Source organism: Pseudomonas sp. Root401, assembly GCF_001425105.1.
GTDB classification, from domain to species: Bacteria; Pseudomonadota; Gammaproteobacteria; order Pseudomonadales; family Pseudomonadaceae; genus Aquipseudomonas; species Aquipseudomonas brassicacearum.
This window is the reverse complement of sequence record NZ_LMDO01000043.1, coordinates 1-21,961: the sequence shown is the minus strand read 5'-3', so window position 1 is coordinate 21,961 and position 21,961 is coordinate 1. Positions and strand designations below refer to the sequence as shown.

Annotated in this window: 2 protein-coding genes and 2 pseudogenes; all 4 read right to left on the bottom strand. The window is 63.5% G+C overall.

Translation table 11 applies throughout. The annotated features are described in order from the left end of the window. Positions 1 to 2,637 (bottom strand): annotated as a pseudogene (locus ASC85_RS33290) (condensation domain-containing protein); the annotation flags it as partial. A 1-nt stretch (position 2,638) separates the two neighbouring features. Further along, a pseudogene (locus ASC85_RS32340) lies at positions 2,639 to 18,581 on the bottom strand (amino acid adenylation domain-containing protein); the annotation flags it as partial. A 1-nt stretch (position 18,582) separates the two neighbouring features. Further along, positions 18,583 to 18,806: AMP-binding protein (locus ASC85_RS33285; protein ID WP_330219820.1), on the bottom strand; the 224-nt coding region annotated here is incomplete at its 3' end. Positions 18,807 to 18,850: 44 nt separating this feature from the next. Further along, positions 18,851 to 21,961 (bottom strand): AMP-binding protein (locus tag ASC85_RS33280; protein ID WP_156395706.1); only part of this gene is annotated, 3,111 nt, incomplete at both ends.

The following is a 21,961-nucleotide window of genomic DNA, read 5'->3' as shown; positions in this document are numbered from 1 at the left end:
CGCCACGGCATCCGGCGTACGCTGAACCTGGTCTTCGAACAACCCATGGATCGTCTGCTGCTGCGGATAATCGGCCTCGGTGGCGTTGAACGTCACCAACAGTTGCTCACGCTCCGAGACCGGCAGGATCGACAATTGCTGCAAGGGCAGGTCCGGCGTCTGTTCGAGCATGCGGACCAGGTTTTCCAGCGTGTGCTGCACATAACCACAAAGCCGCTGCGCACCAATGCGCGCCGGGGTCATGACGGTAAAGCTGAACGCTTCGCCCTGATCGTCCACCGACAACATCAGCGGGTAGTTGGTCCGTTCCTCCCCACTGAGAACCTGAATACCGTTCCAGGCCGACAATGCCTCGCTCGACACTGTCGTGGCGGTGTGACGGTAGTTGAGCAAGGCACTGAACAGCGGCGTCGGTGCCTGCACGCCACTGCAACGTTGCGCCAGCGCCAATGCGGCGTGTTCATGGCCCAGCAATGCGGTCAGGCGCTCATGGGTCGCTTTCACACCCGCCCGAACCCCGGTTTGCCCGACACTCACTCGCAACGGCAAGGTATTGATGAACATTCCCAGCGCCCGGTCGGCGCCCTCGCCGCCCTGCATCCGCCCCACCAGCACCGTGCCGAACACCACATCGTCCTTGCCCGACACCTTGCCCAGCACTTGTGCCCAAACCAGGTGATACACGCTCGCCGCGCTCACCCCGAGTTGACGCGCCTGGGCCCGCAACCGCTGACTCAGGTCGGCCGCGATGTCCTGGCGGACCTCTTCGATGCCGCTGCCATCGCCTTGCACATCCTGCAAATCGAATGGCAACGTTGGCTCGTCGATATCGCCAAGCATGTCGCGGAAGAAGGTTTCGTGTTCCTCACGGCTCACGCCCAAGCGGGCCTGGGCAACGAAGTTGCGGTAGGGCACCGACGCCGACAGCCGCTGCGCCTGGCCGAGCATGTGCGCCTCGATTTCCGCGGACAGCACCGCCAATGACGTGACGTCGTCCACCAGATGGTGAAACAACAGCATGCCCACCCAGCGCTGGTTCGCCGGGTCTTGCCCATAGACAATCCGCATCATCGGCGCCTGGCGAATGTCCAGACGGTAGAACCGCGGGTCGAAACGCTGGTGCAATTGCGTGGCGATATCGCCTTGGGTCGGATCCAGCGCAACCGACTCGACACTCAATGGCGCGTCACGCCAGACCACCTGCATAGGCTCTGACAGCCCCTCCCAGAGCACGCCGGTACGCAGGATATCGTGGCGGGTAATGACGGCTTGCAACGCGTGGGCGAAATCCTCCAGGCGCGTGAAACTGTCAAAACCGAATAGCACCTGCTGCAGATAGGGGTCGCCTTCGGCGGCGGTGAGGTGGTGATACAAAATCCCTTCCTGCAGCGGCGCCAGGGCATAGATGTCCTGGACATTGCTCACGCCGCCCGGCACCGCCGCGACAATCCGCTCGATCTCCTCTTGAGTCAGATCGGCCAGCGGCAGCATGTCCGGTGTGATGCGTGTGCAACCGGCCGGAATACCGTTGGCCGGTACGACGACTTCCCGGTAGCCCCCGACGGCAGCGGCCAACGCGGCCAACGTGGGCTGACCGAACAAGACCCGCACATCGACGCTCAGGTCGACCTGGCGCATGCGTTCGATCATTTTCACCGCCAACAGCGAGTGCCCCCCCAGCTCGAAGAAATTGTCATGGCGACCGACCTGTTCGAGCTTGAGCAAGTCCTCCCAAATGCGGGCAATGCTGGCTTCCACTTCTCCTTGTGGCGCCTCGTATTCACGGACGATCACTGCTGAATGATCCGGCGCTGGCAAGGCTTTGCGGTCGAGTTTGCCGTTGGGGGTCAGCGGCAGCGCATCGAGCCGCATGTAGGCAGCCGGCACCATGTACTCCGGCAGTTGCTCGAGCAGATGGGTACGCAGGGTTTCGATATCTGCCATTTCATCCACTGAGTGCGTGGTGAAATAGGCGACCAGGCGTTTCTCGCCCGGTACGTCTTCACGGGCCAGCACTACGGCTTCTTTCACCGCATCATGCTGCGCCAACCGCGCTTCGATCTCGCCCAATTCAATGCGGAAACCGCGGATCTTCACCTGGTCATCATTACGCCCCAGGTACTCGATGTTGCCGTCCGGCAGGTAACGACCCAGGTCGCCGGTGCGGTACATCCGCGCATTCGCTGCGTCGCTGAACGGATCCCGCAGGAAACGCTCGACGGTCAATTCCGGACGGTTCAGGTAACCCCGCGCCACCTGTACACCGCCGATGTAAATCTCACCGGCCACGCCCAGGGGCACTGGCTGTTGATGGGCATCGAGCAGGTAGATCCGCGTGTTGGCAATCGGCTTGCCGATCGGCGTGCTGTCGGGGGTGTCAGTGCCGGCGCAGTCCCACGCCGTCACATCCACCGCCGCTTCGGTCGGGCCGTACAGGTTGTAAAGACCAGTGTGCGGCAATTGCGCCTTGAAGCGCCGCACCAGGTGCCCCGGCAACGCCTCGCCGCTGCACATCACCCGCACCAAACCTTCGCACTGACCCGCCTCGCCATGGGCCAGGAATACATCGAGCATCGACGGCACAAAGTGCAGCGTGGTGATGCCCTGGGCCTGGATCACTTCGCGCAGGTAGGCAGGNACCCGCCTCGCCATGGGCCAGGAATACATCGAGCATCGACGGCACAAAGTGCAGCGTGGTGATGCCCTGGGCCTGGATCACTTCGCGCAGGTAGGCAGGATCACGATGCCCGCCCGGACGGGCCATCACCAGCCGCGCACCGCTGAACAGCGGCCAGAAGAAYTCCCACACCGACACGTCGAAGCTGAACGGGGTCTTTTGCAGCACTGCGTCTGTGGCGCTCAAGGCGTATTCGTCCTGCATCCACAACAGCCGGTTGACCACCGCGCCGTGCTCGTTCATCACGCCTTTGGGCAGGCCCGTGGAGCCCGAGGTGTAGATGACATARGCCAGGTGATGGGCATGCAAGCCTTYAACCTGCGGATTGTCGGTTGGCTGCATCGAGAACCCTTGCGCCTCATCCAGCAGCAAGGTCCGCGCCTGCGTAGCCGGCAGGCTGGCCTGCAAGGCGCGCTGGGTCAGCACCACCCTCGGCGCGCTGTTCTCCAGCATGTAGGCCAGGCGCTCGGATGGATAATCCGGGTCCAGCGGCACATACGCCGCGCCGGCCTTGAGAATCCCCAGCAGGCCCGCGACCATGTCCAGGCTGCGATCGGCACAGATCGCCACGCGGTCATCCGGGCGAATGCCCAGTTCCAGCAGGCGATGGGCGATCTGGTTGGCACGCTCATTGAGTTGCGCGTAGCTCTGTTGCGCCTCGCCAGCCACCACCGCCACAGCGTCCGGGCAGGCCGCGACCCGCGCCTCGAACAGGCCGTGCAGGGTCAGGCCCTGCGGGTAATCGACCGCAGTGGTGTTGAACGCTTCCAACAGATGCTGACGCTCGTTGCCATCCAGCAGCGGAATCTGCGTCACGAGGGTCTGCTCATCAGCAACCATGGCCCGCAGTACGCTTTCCAGGTATCCGAGGTAGCGCTCCATCGTGGCTGGGTCGAACAACGCCGTGGCGTATTCCAGCGCCCCGAACAGACGCCCATCAACCAGAGCCATGTCCAGCAACACGTCGAATTTCGCGGTACGGCTGGTCACGCCCAGCCCTTGCAGCGACATATCGCCCAGCTCCAATCCCGTGGCTTCGCTGTTCTGCCATGACAGCATGGTCTGGAACACCGGGCTATGGGACAGGCTGCGCAATGGCCGGACTACCTCCACCACCTGCTCGAAAGGCAGGTCTTGATGCGCCTGGGCGTCCAGGGTCCGAACCTTCACCTGTTGCAACAAGGCTTGCACCGTCAGTTCGTCCGCCACATCGACGCGTAGCGCCAGCGTGTTGACGAACAGGCCGATCAAACCCTCGACTTCCGCTTGCATGCGGTTCGCCACCGGCGTGCCGATGACCACGTCGTGCTGGCCGGACAGGCGACTGAGCACCGCGGCCCAGGCGGCCATGACCGTCATGAACAAGGTGGCGCCATGGCGCTGGCTCAACGCCTGCAAGCCTTGGGTCAGGGTTTCGTCGAGGACGATCCCCACCGCAGCGCCGGCGTGATCCTGCTGCGCAGGCCGTGGCCGATCGGTTGGCAACGTCAACAAGGCTGGTGCGTCGGCCAGGGTCTGCTGCCAGAAGCGTTCCTGTTCGGCCAAGACCTCCCCGGTGAGCCAGCGCCGTTGCCAAAGGGCATAGTCCGCGTACTGAATCGGCAACGCCGGCAATGGATCGTCCTGGCCCTGACGGAACGCTTCGTACAGCACGCCCAATTCATGGGTCAGCAGATCGGAGGACCAGCCATCGGAGACGATATGGTGCAGGGTCACCAACAGCACGTGATCATCCTCAGCCATCCGCACCAGTCGGCCACGTACCAGCGGGCCGTTGGCCAGGTCGAAGGCCTGGCGGGCCTCTTCCTCGGCCAGGGCCAGCAGCTCGGCTTCGGCGTCCGCGCGCCCTGCCAAGGCCTGCAACTGCAACGCAAAACCGACGTCGGCCGGGGCAATGCGCTGTTCCACGTCCTGCCCTTGCGCCTGCACAAAAGTGGTACGCAGGGCCTCGTGACGGGCGACGATACGATCCAGTGCGCGGGTGAGCGCCGACGTATCCAGCGCGCCTCGCAGGCGCAGGCCAGTGGGGATGTGATACGCCGCACTGGCCCCGTCCAGTTGCGCCAGGAACCAAAGACGCTGCTGGGCGAAGGACAACGGCAACGCCTGTTCGCGGGACACCGGCACGATACCGGGTCGGGTGCTGTGTGCCGCCTGGGAGAGCACTTGGGCCAGCGCATTCAATTGCGGTTGGGCAAAGACATCCCTCAAGTTCAGTTCCATGCCCAATTGCTCGCGTACCTGGGCGATCAAGCGCATCACCAGCAAGGAATGCCCCCCCAATTCGAAGAAATGGTCGTGGCGGCCCACCGACTCAACTTTGAGCAGGGTCTGCCAGATCTGCGCCAGGACGATTTCCGTGTTGCCCTGAGGCGCTTCATGGGTGCGGCTGGCGTACGCCTCGGCATCGGGCGCCGGCAATGCCTGGCGGTCGAGCTTGCGGTTCGGTGTCAGCGGCAATGCGGCGAGGCTGACAAACGCGCCGGGCAGCATGTATTCGGCCAATTGCGTCGACAACTGCGCACGCAAGGTCGCCGCGTCCAGGCGCGTCCCGGCCTGCGGCACCACATAGGCCACCAGGCGTTTGTCGCCCGGGGTGTCTTCGCGCACGATCACCGCCGCTTCCTTGACCCCGGCACAGTCGCCCAGCCGGGCCTCGATCTCGCCCAGTTCGATACGGAACCCACGGACCTTGACCTGGAAGTCGTTACGGCCCAGGTACTCAAGGCGTCCGTCCGGACGATAACGGGCCAGGTCACCGGTTTTGTACAGGCGGGCATCGGGTTGGTCGCTGAACGGATCGGCCAGGAAGCGTTCGGCGCTGATGGCGTCAAGGTTCAGGTAACCGCGCGCCACACCGTCACCACCAATGAAGATTTCCCCCACCACCCCGAACGGCACCGGCTGGCGGTGCGCATCGAGCAGGTAGATGCGGGTATTGGCCATCGGCCTGCCGATGCTGGCATTGCCGAGGATGCCATCGACCGCATCATGCTCCATGTAGGCGGACGTGCAGGAAACCGTGGCCTCGGTCGGGCCATAGGTGTTGACCAATCGGGTATGGGCGGGACGAACCGCGTCCCACATCTGCAATTTCTGCGTCGATAAGGCATCACCGGTGACGTTGATCAGCCGCACCTCGCGCAAATGGTCCCGAGCCTGGGCCGGTGTGTTATGCCATTCGGCCACGAGGGTATGCCAATGGGCCGCTGTCAGGTGCAGGAACGTCGGGCGGATATCGCCATTTTGTTGCAACTCGGCACTGCCAAACAGCTGCCGGGTGGGCGCCAGGGTGGCGCCGGCCAGCAGCGCCGGGAAGATCTCTTCCACCGACAGGTCGAAGTTCAGGGTGTTCTGCTGCAGCACCGTGTCGGCCGGTGTCAGGCCAAACAACCGGACCGCATCGACACAGTAGTTGACCAGGCCGCGGTGTTCGATCATCACCCCTTTGGGATTGCCGGTGGAGCCCGAGGTGTAGATGACGTAGGCCAGGTGGCGCGCGCCCAGGGAGGCAACGAGCGGATTATCGTCACGACCGGCGGCGATCCCGCAACGCACGCGCTCGGCGCGGTCGAGCAGCACCACCGGCACCGTCAACGCCGGCAGGCGACCTAGCAGTTCATCTTGGCTCAGCAGTGCCACCGGGGCACTGTCGGCGAGCATGTAGGCCAAGCGTTCGGCTGGAAACGCAGGGTCGAGCGGCACGTAACCGGCACCGGCCTTGAGGATGGCCAACAGGCCGATGAGCATTTCGGCACCGCGTTCAACACAGATCGCCACCCGGTCATCCGGGCGGATGCCCAAGCCGATCAGGTGATGAGCCATCTGGTTGGCTTGGCGGTTCAGTTCAACGTAACTCAGTCGCTCGTCACCGAACACCACAGCAATGGCGTCCGGTCGAGCCTCGACCTGGGCTTCAAACAACTGGTGGATCGTCTGTTCACGTGGATACGCGGCCTGGGTTGCGTTGAGGTCCGCCAGCACATGCTCACGTTCGGCATTGTCCAGCAGCGCGATCCGTTCGATCTGGGCCTGGTCACTGTCGACCATGGCCCGCAGCAGGCGCTCGAAGTAGCCAAGGTAACGCTGCACCGTGCGCTCGTCGAACAGCGCCGTGGCGTATTCGAGAGCGCCGAACATCTGCCCTTGGATCTCGCCCAGCTCCAGGGACACGTCGAATTTGGCGACGTTGCTGGCCGCTCCCAGGCCTTCGAGTTTCAAGTCCCCCAGCACCAGTTCGGTGTTGTCATGGGTCTGCCACGACAGCATGGCCTGGAACAGCGGGCTGTGGGCCAGGCTGCGCACAGGCTTGAGCACTTCCACCACTTGCTCGAATGGCAGGTCCTGATGCGCCTGGGCCCCAAGGGCCTGGGCCTTGACCCGGGCCAGCAAGGTTGCCACGGTCGGCGCCCCCGAGAGATCGATGCGCACGGCCAAGGTGTTGACGAAGAAGCCGATCAATCCTTCGACTTCCGACCGAGTGCGGTTGGCCACCGGCGAGCCGATCACCACTTCATCCTGGCCCGAAAGCCGGCTCAACAACGCCCCCCAGGCCGCCATCAAGGTCATGTACAAGGTGACGCCGTGGCGCTGGCTCAGGGCCTTGAGGCCCGCGGTCAAATCAGCGTCGAAGACCACTGGCAATGTCGCCCCGGCATAGTCCTGTTGCGCAGGACGCGCACGGTCGGTGGGCAGCATCAACAAGGCTGGCGCATCGGCCAGGGCTTGTCGCCAGTAATCGCTTTGGGTTTGCAGCACCTCGCCGCTCAACCAGCGACGTTGCCAGACAGCGTAGTCGCTGTACTGCACCGCCAGGGCCGGCAGCGGATCGTCCAGGTCATGGCGAAACGCTTCATAAAGCGCCGTCAATTCCTTGATCAACACGCCAATGGACCAGCCGTCCGAGACGATGTGGTGCATGGTCAGCAGCAACACATGGTCCTCGCTGCCGAGGCGGATCAGTCGGCCGCGGATCAATGGACCCTGTTCCAGGCTAAAGGGGTCTGTGGCTTCCTGCGCCGCCAGCGCGTGCAACTGGCCCTCGGCATCGGCCTGGCCACAGAAGTCATGGTGCAGTAGCGCGAACCCGACATCTGCGGGCGCGATATGCTGCCGAGCCTCCTGGCCCCGCACCTGCACGAAGGTGGTACGCAGGGCCTCGTGGCGGGCGACAATGCGGTCCAACGCCCGCTGCAAGGCGAGGATGTCCAGCACACCACGCAAGCGCAGCCCGGCGGGTATGTGGTAGGCCGCGCTGGCCCCTTCCATCTGTGCCAGGAACCATAGGCGCTGTTGGGCGAACGACAAGGGCAAGTCGTCCTTTCGAGAAATCCGGACGATCTCCGGCAACGTGCTGCGCCCGGCCTGCGCCACTGCCTGCGCCAGTCCCATGAGCTGGGGCTGGGCGAACAGTTCGGTCAGGCCCAACTCCACCCCCAGGCGCAGACGCACCTGGGAAATCAATTGAATCGCTAGCAACGAGTGGCCCCCCAGTTCGAAGAACTGGTCATGCCGACCGACCTGTTGCAAGCCCAGCAGGTCTTTCCAGATCTGTGCCAGGGTAGTTTCGACCTCACCTTGCGGCGCTTCGTAGCCACGGGTGATGACGGCATCGAGGTCTGGCGCCGGCAGGGCCTTGCGGTCGAGCTTGCCGTTCGGCGTCAGTGGCAATGCATCCAGGCGCACATAGGCGGCGGGCACCATATAGGCCGGCAATTGTGCCTGCAGATGCGTGCGCAGCGCTTCGATGTCTACTGGCGAATGCTGGGTGAAATAGGCCACCAGGCGCTTGTCGCCCGGCACATCCTCACGGGCCAGGACCACGGTTTCGTTCAAGGCGTCGTGTTGCGCAAGCTTGGCTTCGATCTCGCCCAGTTCGATGCGGAAACCACGGATCTTCACCTGATCGTCGTTGCGGCCCAGGTATTCGATGTTGCCGTCCGACAGGTAGCGGCCCAGGTCGCCAGTGCGATACATGCGGGCGTTCGCAGCCGTGCTGAACGGGTCTTTCAGGAAGCGTTCAGCCGTCAGGTCATCACGATTGAGATAACCGCGAGCGACCCCGGCGCCACCGATGTAGATTTCCCCCGGTACGCCCAATGGCACGGGCTGCTTGTGCTCGTCCAGCAGGTAGAACTGGGTGTTCGCCACCGGTTTGCCGATGTGCGCGGCAAAGCCATCTTCGCGAGCCATCGACACCCAACTTGAGTAGGTCGTAGTTTCCGATGGGCCGTAGAGGTTGCACAGGCGCCTGACCTGGGTTTGTTCGAACAAGGCTTCCACCAGGCTGCGCTTCAAGGCTTCACCGGCGACGTTGACCGTATCGACGCCCTCGCCCAACCCGCCCGATTCCAGCAACGCCTTGAGCGCCGAGGGTACGGTGTTGATCAAGGTAATGTCGTGCTCGCCCTTTTGCAGTTCCAGCACATTAGTGACCACGTCGATGCTGCCGCCAGACGTCAGCGGCGCAAAGCACTCATAGACGGCCAGGTCGAAGTTCAACGAAGTCGAGAACAGGGTTTTAGCCAAGGTCTGCGAATCGAACGAACGATGCGCCCAGGTCAGGAAATTCACCGTGTTGCGGTGTTCGATCATCACGCCTTTAGGCTGGCCGGTCGAACCCGAGGTGTAGATCACGTAAGCCAGGTGCGACGAGGCCAGGCCTGGAACCTGCGGATTGGGCGCCGCCTCGTCCTGCCAGACGCCCTTGTCGAGGTCGATCACCGGCACCGACGTCTCGCCCAACAGGTGGCGGGTGCTGCCTTGAACCAGGATCGCCGCCGGGGCACTGTCTTGCAGCATGTAGGCAATCCGATCCAACGGATACGCCGGGTCCAGCGGCACATAACCACCGCCGGCCTTGAGAATCGCCAGCAAGCCAACAACCATGTCGATGCCGCGCTCGACGCAGATCGCCACCCGCGAATCGGGCTGCACGCCCTGTTTGCGCAGGTAATGGGCCAAGCGATTGGCGAGGCCGTTGAGCTCGCGATAATTGAGCTGTTGTCGGCCGTGACGCACCGCCACGGCATCCGGCGTGCGCTGCACCTGATCCTCGAACAACCCGTGGATGGTCTGCTCCCGCGGGTATTCGGCCTGGGTGGCATTGAAGTCCACCAGTAACCGCTCGCGCTCCGCCGTCGGCACAATCGACAGTTCCCGCAACGCCAGGTCTGGCGTGTGCTCCAACGCCGCCACCAGGCTTTCCAGGGCTGTGTGCATGTAACCGCAGACACGTCGGGCACCCACTTCGACCACGGCCTGAGCGGTGAGTCGAAAGCCTTCGCCCAAGTCGTCCACGTTCAGGCACAACGGATAGTTGGTGCGCTCTTCCATGTGCAGGGTTTGCATCCCCTGCCAGGCCGAGATGGCAGGGTCGGACACCGCTTCAGCCGCACTGTGTCGATAGTTCAGCAAGGTGCTGAACAACGGCAGCGAGGTCGGTACGCCGCTGCAACGTTGCGCCAGGGACAGCGAGGCGTGCTCGTGGCCCAGCAAGGCCGACAACCGGCCATGGGTCGCCTTGACACCGGCGCGGGCGCCCTGAGCGCCGACACTGACGCGCAATGGCAACGTATTGATGAACATGCCCAGGGCCCGATCGGCCCCATCGCCGCCCTGCATCCGCCCCATCAGCACGGTGCCGAACACCACCTCTTCACGGCCCGACACCTGCCCGACCACGTGCCCCCAGGCCAAGTGAACCAGGCTGGCCGCGCTCACACCGAGTTGACGGGCCTGGGCACGTAGGCGCTGCGCCAGCGCGGCGTCCACGTCCTGATGGGCTTCTTCGATACCGCTGCCATCACCCTGCACATCCTGCAAGCCGAACGGCAACGTGGGTTCATCGATATCGCCGAGCATCTCGCGGAAAAACCCTTCGTGCTGCTCACGACTGACCCCCAGTCGCGCCTGGGCCACATGGTTGCGATACGGCACGGCGGGCGAAAGCAAGTGCGCCTGGCCCAAGAGACTGGCCTGCATCTCGTGCACCACGACCTCAAGCGCCGTGTGGTCCAACACCATGTGATGGAACAACAGCATGCCGACCCAGCGCTGATTCGCCACATCCTGGGCAAAGGCAAAACGCATCAGCGGTGCCTGGGCGATGTCGAGACGGTAATGACGTGGATCGAAACGCCCGTGCAGTTGCTGCACCACCTCGCCCCCCGCCGGATCCACCTCGATCTCTTCCAGGCCCAGGGTCGCATGGCGCCATACCACCTGCACGGGTGCTGCCAGGCCTTGCCAGACCATGCTGGTGCGCAAGATGTCATTACGCGACACCACGCTCTGCAAGGCCTGGGCAAAGGCCTGCAACCGTTCGCGGTTGTCAAAGCCAAACAGCACCTGCAACACATAGGGATCGCCCTGCTCCGCGGCAAGGTGGTGGTAGAGAATCCCCTCCTGCAACGGCGCCAGGGCGTAGATATCCTGCACATTGGTCACGCCACCCGGCACCGTCGCCACGATTCGGTCAATAGCGTCCTGGTCCAGGTCAGCCAGGGGCAGCATGTCCGGGGTGATCCGCGTACAGCCATTCGGGATCGCATTGCCGGGCACCACGACCTCCCTGACACCGCCCACTGCCGCAGCCAACGCAGCCAGCGTCGGCTGGCCGAACAGCACCCGCACATCGGCGGCCAGGTCGACCTGGCGCATCCGTTCGATCAGTTTCACGGCCAACAGCGAATGGCCACCCAGCTCGAAGAAATTGTCGTGGCGACCGACCTGCTCGAGCTTGAGCAAGTCCTGCCAGATCCGGGCGATGGTCGTCTCGACCTCGCCTTGCGGGGCTGCGTATTCACGGCTGATCACTGCCGACTGATCCGGTGTTGGCAAGGCCTTGCGGTCGAGCTTGCCGTTAGTGGTCAGCGGGAACGCGTCAAGGATCACGAAGGCGCTGGGGACCATGTACTCCGCCAGCGCCCCCAGCAACTGCGTACGCAGGTCGACAGCCGAGAGCGATGCACTTTGCGCGGCAATCACATAAGCCACCAAGCGCTTGTCGCCCGGTTCGTCCTCGCGAGCGATGACCACCGCCTCGCGGACACCCTCGCAGGCCGTCAGCGTCGCTTCGATCTCGCCCAGTTCGATCCGGAAACCACGGATCTTCACTTGGTCGTCATTGCGGCCCAAATACTCGATGCTGCCGTCGGCCAGCCAACGACCCAGATCGCCGGTCCGATACATCCGCGCGTTCGGTTCAGGGCTGAACGGGTTGTCGAGGAAACGCTCGGCGGTCAGGTCGTCGCGGTTCAAATAACCACGGCTGACACCCGCGCCGCCCACGTACATCTCACCCACCACGCCCACCGGCGCCGGCTCACGCTGGGCATCGAGTACGTACAGTTGCAGGTCGGGAATGCGCTTGCCAATCGGGCTGACGCCGGTCAACTGTGCGTCGGCCGCTTCAAGCGGACGATACGTCACATGCACCGTCGTTTCGGTGATGCCGTACATGTTCACCAACTGTGTCCCGGCATTGGTCGCACGGGCATACCACGGCTTGAGCATCCCGGTTTCCAGCGCTTCGCCGCCAAGGATCACCTGGCGCAAGCTGTGGCGCAGATTGCTCTCACCCTGGGCCACGATCAGTTGCCGGAAAGCGCTTGGCGTCTGGTTCAGCACGGTCACACCGGCCTCGCACAGCAGCGCATAGCAGTCTTGCGGAGAACGACTGACCAGTTGCGGCACCACCAGCAAGCGGCCACCGTGGGTCAACGCGCCCCAGATCTCCCAGACCGAGAAATCGAAGGCGAAGGAATGGAACAGCGCCCAAACGTCCTGCGGACCGAAATCGAACCAGGGTTGGGTCGCCGAGAACAGCCGTGCGACGTTGCGGTGTTCGACCATCACGCCCTTGGGCAAGCCGGTCGAACCCGAGGTGTAGATCACGTAGGCCAGGTGGCTGGAGTCCAAGCCCGGCACTTGTGGGTTGGCGACGGATTCGCCCTGCCAGCTGCCGTCATCGAGTTGCAACACCGGCACCGAAACGTCCGCCAACAGACTATGCGTGGCGGCTTGGGCCAACAGCACAACCGGCAGGCTGTCACGCAGCATGTACGCAATGCGTTCCGTCGGGTAGGCCGGGTCCACCGGCACATAACCGGCGCCGGCTTTCAGGATCCCCAACAAGCCGACGATCATGTCCAGGCCACGCTCGACACAGATCGCCACCCGGTCATCCGGGCGAATGCCCAGCGCCAGCAAACGATGAGCGACCTGGTTGGCCCGGGCGTTGAGCTCGCCGTAGGTCAGCGTCCGCTCTTCGAACATCACCGCCATGGCCTCGGGCTGTGCCGCGGCCCGGACTTCAAACTGAGCATGGATGAGCGCGTCCTGGACAAATTCGACGTCCGTGTCGTTCCAGCTTTCGAGCAATTGCCGACGCTCGGCCGGCGGCAGGATCTTCAACCCGCTCAAGGGCGCCAGCGGCGATTGTTCCAACGCCTGTACCAGGTTTTCCACAACGCATTGCACATAATTGCAAACACGCTCGGCGCCAATAGGTTCCTGAGCCATGACGGTCAGGTTGAAACCTTCACCCAAGTCATCCACCGACAACGTCAACGGATAGTTGGTGCGTTCTTCACCTTCCAGCGTCTGGATACCCTCCCAGGCCGCAATGACATCACTGGAAGGCGCCTGCGCACCGATATGGCGATAGTTGAGCAGCGCGCTGAACAACGGCGTCGGGGCAGCCACGCCACTGCAGCGTTGCGCCAGGACCAACGAGGCATGCTCGTGCCCCAGCAGCGCCGTCAAGCGTGCATGGGTCGACTTGACAGCGGCACGCACACCTTGCGCGCCCAGGCTCACCCGCAACGGCAAGGTGTTGATGAACATGCCCAACGCACGGTCGGCGCCTTCACCGCCCTGCATCCGCCCCAGCAGCACGGTGCCAAAGACCACGTCTTCCTTGCCCGACACTTTGCCCAGCACCTGCGCCCAGGCCAGGTGATACAGGCTTGCCGCGCTCACGCCAAGCTGACGCGCCTGCACGCGCAGACGCTGGCCAAGCTGGGCATCGACGCTCTGGCGGACCTCCTCGATATCGTGCCCATCACCTTGCACATCCTGCAAACCGAAAGGCAGTGTCGGTTCAGCCACATCACCGAGCATCTCGCGGAAAAATGCTTCATGTTCCTCGCGGCTGACGCCGAGCCGCGCCTGTGCCACGAAGTTGCGATACGGCACCGAGGCCGCCAGTTCCTGTTCGCCGCCGGACATGTGTACGCCAATTTCCGTAGCGAGCATGGCCAGCGAGGTCGCATCGTCGACCATGTGGTGGAACAGCAGCATGCCCACCCAGCGATTGTTCGCTACGTCTTGTGCGTAACCAATGCGCATCATTGGCGCCTGACGAATATCCAGGCGATAGTGGCGCGGATCCAGACGCTCGCGCAGTTGCTGGGCGATATCCCCCGCCGCCTCGTCCAATACGATCTCATCGAACCCCAACTGCGCCTCGCGCCAGACCACTTGAACCGGTTCGTCAATGCCTTCCCAGACCACACCGGTGCGCAGGATGTCATGCCTGGACACCACGCTTTGCAGTGCCTTGGCGAATAGATCCAAATGGGCACGGCTGTCAAAAGCGAACAGTATGTATTGCAGATAAGGATCACCTTTGGCCGCCGCGACGTGGTGATACAAAATGCCCTCCTGCAGCGGCGTCAAGGCGTAGATGTCCTGCACATTGCCCACGCCACCGGGCACCGTCGCCACGACACGGTCGATCTCGTCCTGGCTCAACGTGGCCAGCGGCAACAGGTCCGGCGTGATCCGCGAACAGTCGCGCGGGATGAGGTTGGCCGGCACCTGGACTTCCTGGCACCCTCCCACCGCAGCCGCCAGCGCCGCCAGTGTCGGCTGGCCGAACAGCACACGGACGTCGGCCGCCAGGTCGACCTGGCGCATGCGCTCGATCAACTTCACCGCCAGCAACGAGTGGCCACCCATTTCAAAAAAGTGATCGTGGCGGCCGACCCGCTCGACGTGCAGCAGGTCCTGCCAGATCCTGGCAATAGCGCTCTCGACCTCGCCTTGAGGGGCCTCGTATTCACGGGTTACCACCGACGACTGGTCCGGCACCGGCAAGGCCTTGCGGTCCAGCTTGCCGTTGGTGGTCAACGGGAACACCGTCAACATTACGAATGCGCTGGGCACCATGTATTCGGCCAACGAACCCAACAGCTCATCGCGCAGCTCGGCGGCTGATGGCGGCTCGCCCTCCTCGGCAATCACATAGGCCACCAGGCGCTGATCGCCCGGTGTATCCTGGCGCGCCACCACCACGGCCTCCCGCACACCATTGCACGCGGCCAGCTTGGCTTCGATCTCGCCCAATTCGATACGGAAACCGCGGATCTTCACTTGGTCGTCATTGCGGCCCAGGTATTCGATGCTGCCGTCCGCCAACCAGCGCCCCAGGTCACCGGTCTTGTACATCCGCGCGTTCGGCTCGGGGCTGAACGGGTTGTCGAGGAAACGCTCGGCGGTCAGTTCGTCACGGTTCAAATAACCACGGCTGACCCCCGCGCCGCCCACGTACATCTCACCCACCACGCCCACCGGTACCGGCTCGCGCTGGGCGTCGAGCACATAGAGCTGCAGGTCGGGAATGCGCTTGCCAATCGGGCTGACGCCGGCCAACTGCGCGTCGGCCGCTTCAAGCGGACGATAAGTCACGTGCACCGTCGTTTCGGTGATGCCGTACATGTTGACCAACTGCGTCCGGGCATTGCCCTCGCGGGCATACCACGGCTTGAGAATGCCGGTTTCCAGGGCCTCGCCACCAAAGATCACTTGCCGCAAGTTGTGACCCAGGTCGCTTTCACCTTGGGCCGCAATCAGCTGGCGGAAGGCACTCGGCGTCTGGTTGAGAATGGTCACACCCGCTTCGCACAACAGGGCATAGCAGTATTGCGGTGAACGGCTGACCAGTTGCGGCACGACAAGCAAGCGGCCACCGTGAATCAAGGCGCCCCAGATTTCCCAGACCGAGAAGTCGAAGGCAAAAGAATGGAACAGCGCCCACACATCTTGCGGGCCAAATTCGAACCACGGCTGGGTGGCCGAAAACAGCCGTGCGACGTTGCGGTGCTCGACCATCACGCCCTTGGGCAGGCCTGTGGAACCGGAGGTATAGATCACGTAGGCCAAGTGGCTGGCATTCAGGTCCGCCACATCGGGATTGTGCCGCGGTTGCCGGCTCATTTCGCCGGTGTCGGCCGGGTCGAGCACCAGGGTGGGCACCGGCAATACCGGCAGGCTGTCGCGCCACTGCGATTGGGTCACCACCGCCACGGGGCTGCTGTCATGCAACATGTAGGCGATGCGCTCGGGTGGATAAGCCGGGTCCAGCGGCACATACCCCGCGCCGGCTTTCAGGATGCCCAGCAAGCCAACGATCATCTCCAGGCCGCGCTCGACACAAATCGCCACGCGATCATCCGGACGTACACCCAGGGCCACCAGGCTGTGAGCCAGTTGGTTGGCGCGGGCATTGAGCTCGCCGTAGGTCAGTGCCTGGTGTTCATGCACGACGGCCACGGTGTCGGGTTGAGACGCCGCCCAGCCCTCAAATTGCCGATGGATCAGGGCATCGTCGACATACGCGACATCGGTCGTGTTCCAGGTTTCGAGCAATTGCCGGCGCTCGCCCGGTGGCAGGATCGCCAAGGCGTGCAGCGGGGTTTGCGGTACCTGCTCCAGGGCCATCACCAGGTTTTCCAGGGCCACCTGCATATAGCCGCAAATACGCTGTGCACCGATGGCCGTATCGACCATCACCGTGAGGAAGAATCCGTCACCCAGGTCATCCACGTTGAGGGTCAATGGATAATTGGTCCGCTCATCACCGCCCAGTGCATTGATCCCGCTCCAGGCCGACAGGGCGTCCTGGGTCACCTGGACCGCGCTGTGACGGTAGTTGAGCAAGGCGCTGAACAGCGGCGTCGGCGCCACTACGCCACTGCAACGTTGCGCCAGTGCCAACGAGGCATGTTCGTGGCCCAGCAAAGCCGTCAAGCGCCCATGAGTGGCCTTGACGCCGCTGCGCACGTCCTGGGAGCCCACATCCACCCGCAACGGCAAGGTGTTGATGAACATCCCCAGGGCACGGTCGGCGCCGTCGCCGCCCTGCATCCGGCCCAACAGGACCGTACCAAACACCACTTCCTGTTTGCCCGATACCTTGCCCAGCACCTGCGCCCAGGCCAGGTGCACCAAACTGGCGGCACTCACCCCCAGGTGGCGTGCCTGCACCCGCAGGCGCCTGGACAGTGCAAGGTCGACAGGCTGGCGATCCTCATCGATGCCATGCCCCTCACCCTGCACGTCCTGCAAGCCAAAAGGCAACGTCGGCTCGTCGATATCGCCGAGCATCTCGCGGAAAAACGTTTCGTGCTCTTGTTCGCTTGTGCCCAGGCGGGCCTGGGCCACGTAGTTGCGATAAGGCATCGCTTCGCCCAACTGCTCGCCCTGGCCCAACAGGTGCAGTTGCATTTCATGCTGCATCACATCCAGAGCGGTGTGGTCCAGCGCCATGTGATGGAACAACAGGATCGCCACCCAGCGATCCTGGGCCTCGTCCCGTGCGTAAGCCAAGTGCAACAAGGGCGCCCGGCCCAGGTCCAGGCGATAGTGCCGTGCATCGAAGCGGTTGGCCAGTTGCGTGGCAATGTCTCCGGCCGTGGCGTCGGGCACGACGCACTGCGGCTCCAGTACCACCTGGCGCCAGACCACTTGCGCCGGCTCGTCCAACCCTTCCCAGACCACACTGGTACGCAAGATGTCGTGACGATCGATCACCACCTGTAGCGCACCGATGAACGCCTCGAGGCGATCACGGTTGTCGAAGGCGAACCGTGACTGCAACACATAAGGGTCGCCCTGCTCGGCGGCCAAGTGGTGATAGAGGATGCCTTCCTGCAGCGGCGCCAGCGGGTAGATGTCCTGTACGTTGCGCGCACCACCGGGCACGGTGGCAACGATTTGGTCGAGGGTGTCCTGGGACAGGTTGACCAATGGCAACAACTCGGGAGTGATGCGTTCGCAATCCTGGGGAATCAGGTTCGCCGGCACGCTGACTTCCCTGCCGCTGCCAATCGCCGCGGCCAGTGCGGCCAGGGTCGGTTGGCTGAACAGCACGCGCACGTCGGTGCTCAAGCCAGCCTGGCGCATGCGTTCGATCAGCGTCACCGCCAGCAACGAGTGTCCGCCCAGTTCGAAGAAGTGATCGTGGCGCCCCACCTGCTCGACCTTGAGCACGTCAGCCCAGATTCGCGCCAGGGTCTGTTCCACCTCGCCCTGCGGCGCTTCATATTCTCGAGAGGCATAGGCCTCGGCATCCGGTGCCGGGAGCTCACGGCGATCCAATTTGCCGTTGGCGGTCAGCGCAAAGGCTGGCAGCACCACGAAGGCGCTGGGCAGCATGTAGTCGGCTAGCACACTCGACAATTGCCCCCGCAACTCGTGTACCGACAAGGTCACGCCCGGTTCAGGGATCACATACCCCACCAGGCGCTTGGGACCGGCATCGTCTTGCCGCGCCAGCACGACCGCGTCTTTCACGCCAGGGCATTGGCCCAACCGGGCTTCGATCTCGCCCAGTTCAATACGGAAACCACGGATCTTCACCTGGTCGTCGTTACGCCCCAGGTAATCCACCGTGCCGTCCGCCCGCCAGCGCGCCAAGTCGCCGGTACGGTACAGCAACGCTCCGGGATCGGCATTGAACGGGTCGGCGACGAATTTCTCGGCGCTCAGCTCCGGGCGATTCAGATACCCTTTCGCCACACCATCGCCACCGATGTACAGCTCGCCGGCCACGCCGATGGGCACCGGCTGTTGGTTGGCGTCCAGCACATAGACGCGGGTATTGCCAATCGGACGACCANCCATCGCCACCGATGTACAGCTCGCCGGCCACGCCGATGGGCACCGGCTGTTGGTTGGCGTCCAGCACATAGACGCGGGTATTGCCAATCGGACGACCGATGGGAACACCGCCCTCGCCCACGGCCTTGATTTCGTGGGTGGTGGTGAAGGTGGTGGCTTCGGTCGGACCATAGCCGTTGAGCAGGTGCAGCGGCGCGCCGTCTTTCAGGACCCGGCCGATCACTGCTGGGTCGAGCACGTCGCCACCGACGATCAGGTAGCGCAACNCCATAGCCGTTGAGCAGGTGCAGCGGCGCGCCGTCTTTCAGGACCCGGCCGATCACTGCTGGGTCGAGCACGTCGCCACCGACGATCAGGTAGCGCAACTGAGCGAACACCGGCATCAGTCCGGCGGCGTATTGATGGAACAGGCCCGCGGTCATCCACAACACACTGACCGACTGTTCTTGCAGCAACGCCGCAAAACGGTCTTGTGTCAGCAGCACATCCTGGTCGACCACCACCACACAACCACCATTGAGCAACGGTGCCCAGACGTCGAGGGTGCTGGCGTCGAACGCCGGGTTGGAGGCGAACGCCACGCGGTCCTGTTCGTTGAAGTCGGCGTAGCCGTTGTTGATCACCAATCGGTTGATCGCCCGGTGTGGTACCAGCACACCTTTCGGAGTGCCAGTGGACCCGGAGGTGTACATGATGTAGGCAACCGACTCGCTGCTTTGTATCAACCGCAGGTCATGGTCCGCCTCGGTGTCCAGGACCACACTATCCAGATCCACACGAGCAATCCCCTCAGGCACCGCCAGCGCGCTCAGCGTCAGAAGCATCCGCGCACCACTGTCACGCACAATGAAATCCTGACGATCGAGCGGTGCGCTGACGTCCAGCGGCACGTAGACCGCAGCACACTTGAGGATCGCCAGTTGGCTGACCAGCAGCTCGATCGAGCGTTCCAGCACAATCGCCACCCGATCGCCCGGTTGCACACCGAGGTCAACCAGATGACGGGCCAGGCGATTGGCCCGGTGGTTCAACTCGCCGTAGGTCAGGCTGTGGGCGTCGTGCACGACCGCAATGGCCTGTGGACGCTCGTTGGCCTGGGCTTCGAACAGACCATGGACGGTCCTGTCCTGGGGATAGCTACGGGTGGTGGCGTTGAAGTCCACCAGCAATTGCCGACGCTCGGCCGGCGGCAGGATCGACAGGCTGTGCAACGGTGTCTGCGGAGCCTGTTCCAGCGCTTCGACCAGGTGCTCCACGGCAATGCTCATGTAGACACACATCCGCTGCGCGCCGACCTGTGGCACCGCCAGCGCCGACAAGTGGAAATCTTCGCCCAGGTCATCCACCGACAAGGTCAGTGGGTAGTTGGTGCGCTCTTCGTTACTCAGCAGTTGAATACCGTCCCAAGCCACCAAGGTTTCGCTTGAGGCAACGCCTGCGGCACTGTGCCGATAATTGAGCAAGGCATTGAACAACGGCATGGGTGCGGCCACGCCACTGCAACGCTGGGCCAAGGCCAGAGAGGCGTGTTCATGCCCCAGCAGGCCGGTCAAGCGAGCGTGGGTGTTTTTTACCCCGTCACGCACGCCTTGGGCTCCGACCTTCACCCGCAATGGCAAGGTATTGATGAACATGCCCAGTGCATGCTGGGCGCCGTCGCCACCCTGCATCCGGCCCATCAGTACGGTACCGAACACCACGTCCTGCTTGCCGGACACCTGCCCCAGCACGTGCGCCCAGGCCAGATGATGCAGGCTCGCGGCGCTCACACCCAACTGACGGGCCTGGGCCCGCAGGCGCCGGCTCAGGTCGGCAGGCAGGCTCAGTCCGGCCTCTTCGATATCGCTGCCATCGCCACGTACGTCCAGCAAGCCGAACGGCAAGGTCGGTTCGTCGACGTCACTCAACATGTCGCGGAAGAATCCTTCATGCTCCTCGCGGCTCACGCCCAAGCGGGCCTGGGCCACGTAATTGCGGAATGGCACCGCTTCGCCCAACTGCTCGGCCTGGCCCAGCAGGTGTGCCTGCATCTCGCGCTGCACCACTTCCAACGCCGTGTGGTCGAGGATCATGTGATGGAACAACAGCATCGCCACCCAGCGCTGATGGGCCGGGTCGTGGGCGAATGCGATGCGCATCAACGGCGCCTGCTGCATGTCCAGACGGTAATGCAGCGTGTCGAACCGCTCGCGCAATTGCCCGGCGATATCGCCCGCCTCGGCAGTCAGCACAAGCTCTTCCACCGCCAGTTGCGCTTTGCGCCAGACCACTTGTACCGGCTCGTCCAGACCTTCCCAGACCACCGAAGTGCGCAGGATGTCGTGGCGATCGATGACGCCCTGCAGGGCCTGGGCAAACGCCTCCAGCCGCTCGCGATCCGCGACGGTGAACGTGGCCTGCAACACATAGGGATCCCCCGTGTGCGCAGCGATGTGGTGATAGAGAATCCCTTCCTGCAATGGCGCCAACGGGTAGATGTCCTGCACGTTGCGCGCACCACCGGGCACCGTCTCCACAAGGCGATCGATGTCCTGCTGGTCCAGCGCCACAAGAGGCAGCATCGACGGCGTGATCCGGGTGCACCCCAGCAGAATGCCGTTGTCCGGTACCACGACCTCGCCGCCACTGCCGACTGCGGCGGCCAGCGCCGCGAGCGTGGGTTGGCTGAACAGCACCCGCACGTCCGCCGACAAGCCGAGCTGGCGCATCCGGCCAATCAGGCTGACGGCCAATAGGGAATGCCCGCCCAGCGCGAAGAAATGGTCGTGACGACCGACGCGTTCGACATTGAGCAGGTCTTGCCAGAGCTGCGCCAGGGTGGTTTCGGTTTCACCTTGCGGGGCCTCGTAGCCACGCGTCACCAACGCATCGAGGTCCGGCGCCGGCAGGGCCTTGCGGTCGAGCTTGCCGTTGGGGGTCAGCGGCAAGGCCTCCAGGTGCACGTAGGCCACTGGAACCATGTAGGCCGGCAACAATGCCTGCAGGTGGGCGCGCAGGGTTTCGATTTCTACCGCTTCGCCTGGCGAATGCAGAGTGAAATAGGCCACCAGGCGCTTGTCACCCGGTACGTCCTCCCGGGCCAGGACCACGGTTTCCTTGATGTTTGGAGCCTGGGCAAGCTTGGCTTCGATCTCCCCTAGCTCGATGCGGAAACCACGGATCTTCACCTGATCGTCGTTGCGGCCCAGGTATTCGATGTTGCCATCCGGCAGGTAGCGGCCCAGGTCGCCGGTTTTGTACATGCGTGCGTTCGAAGCCGTGCTAAACGGGTCCTTGAGGAAGCGTTCAGCCGTCAGGTCGTCGCGGTTCAAATAACCCCGCGCCACCCCAGCACCACCGATGTAGATTTCGCCCGGCACGCCCAGCGGCACCGGTTGC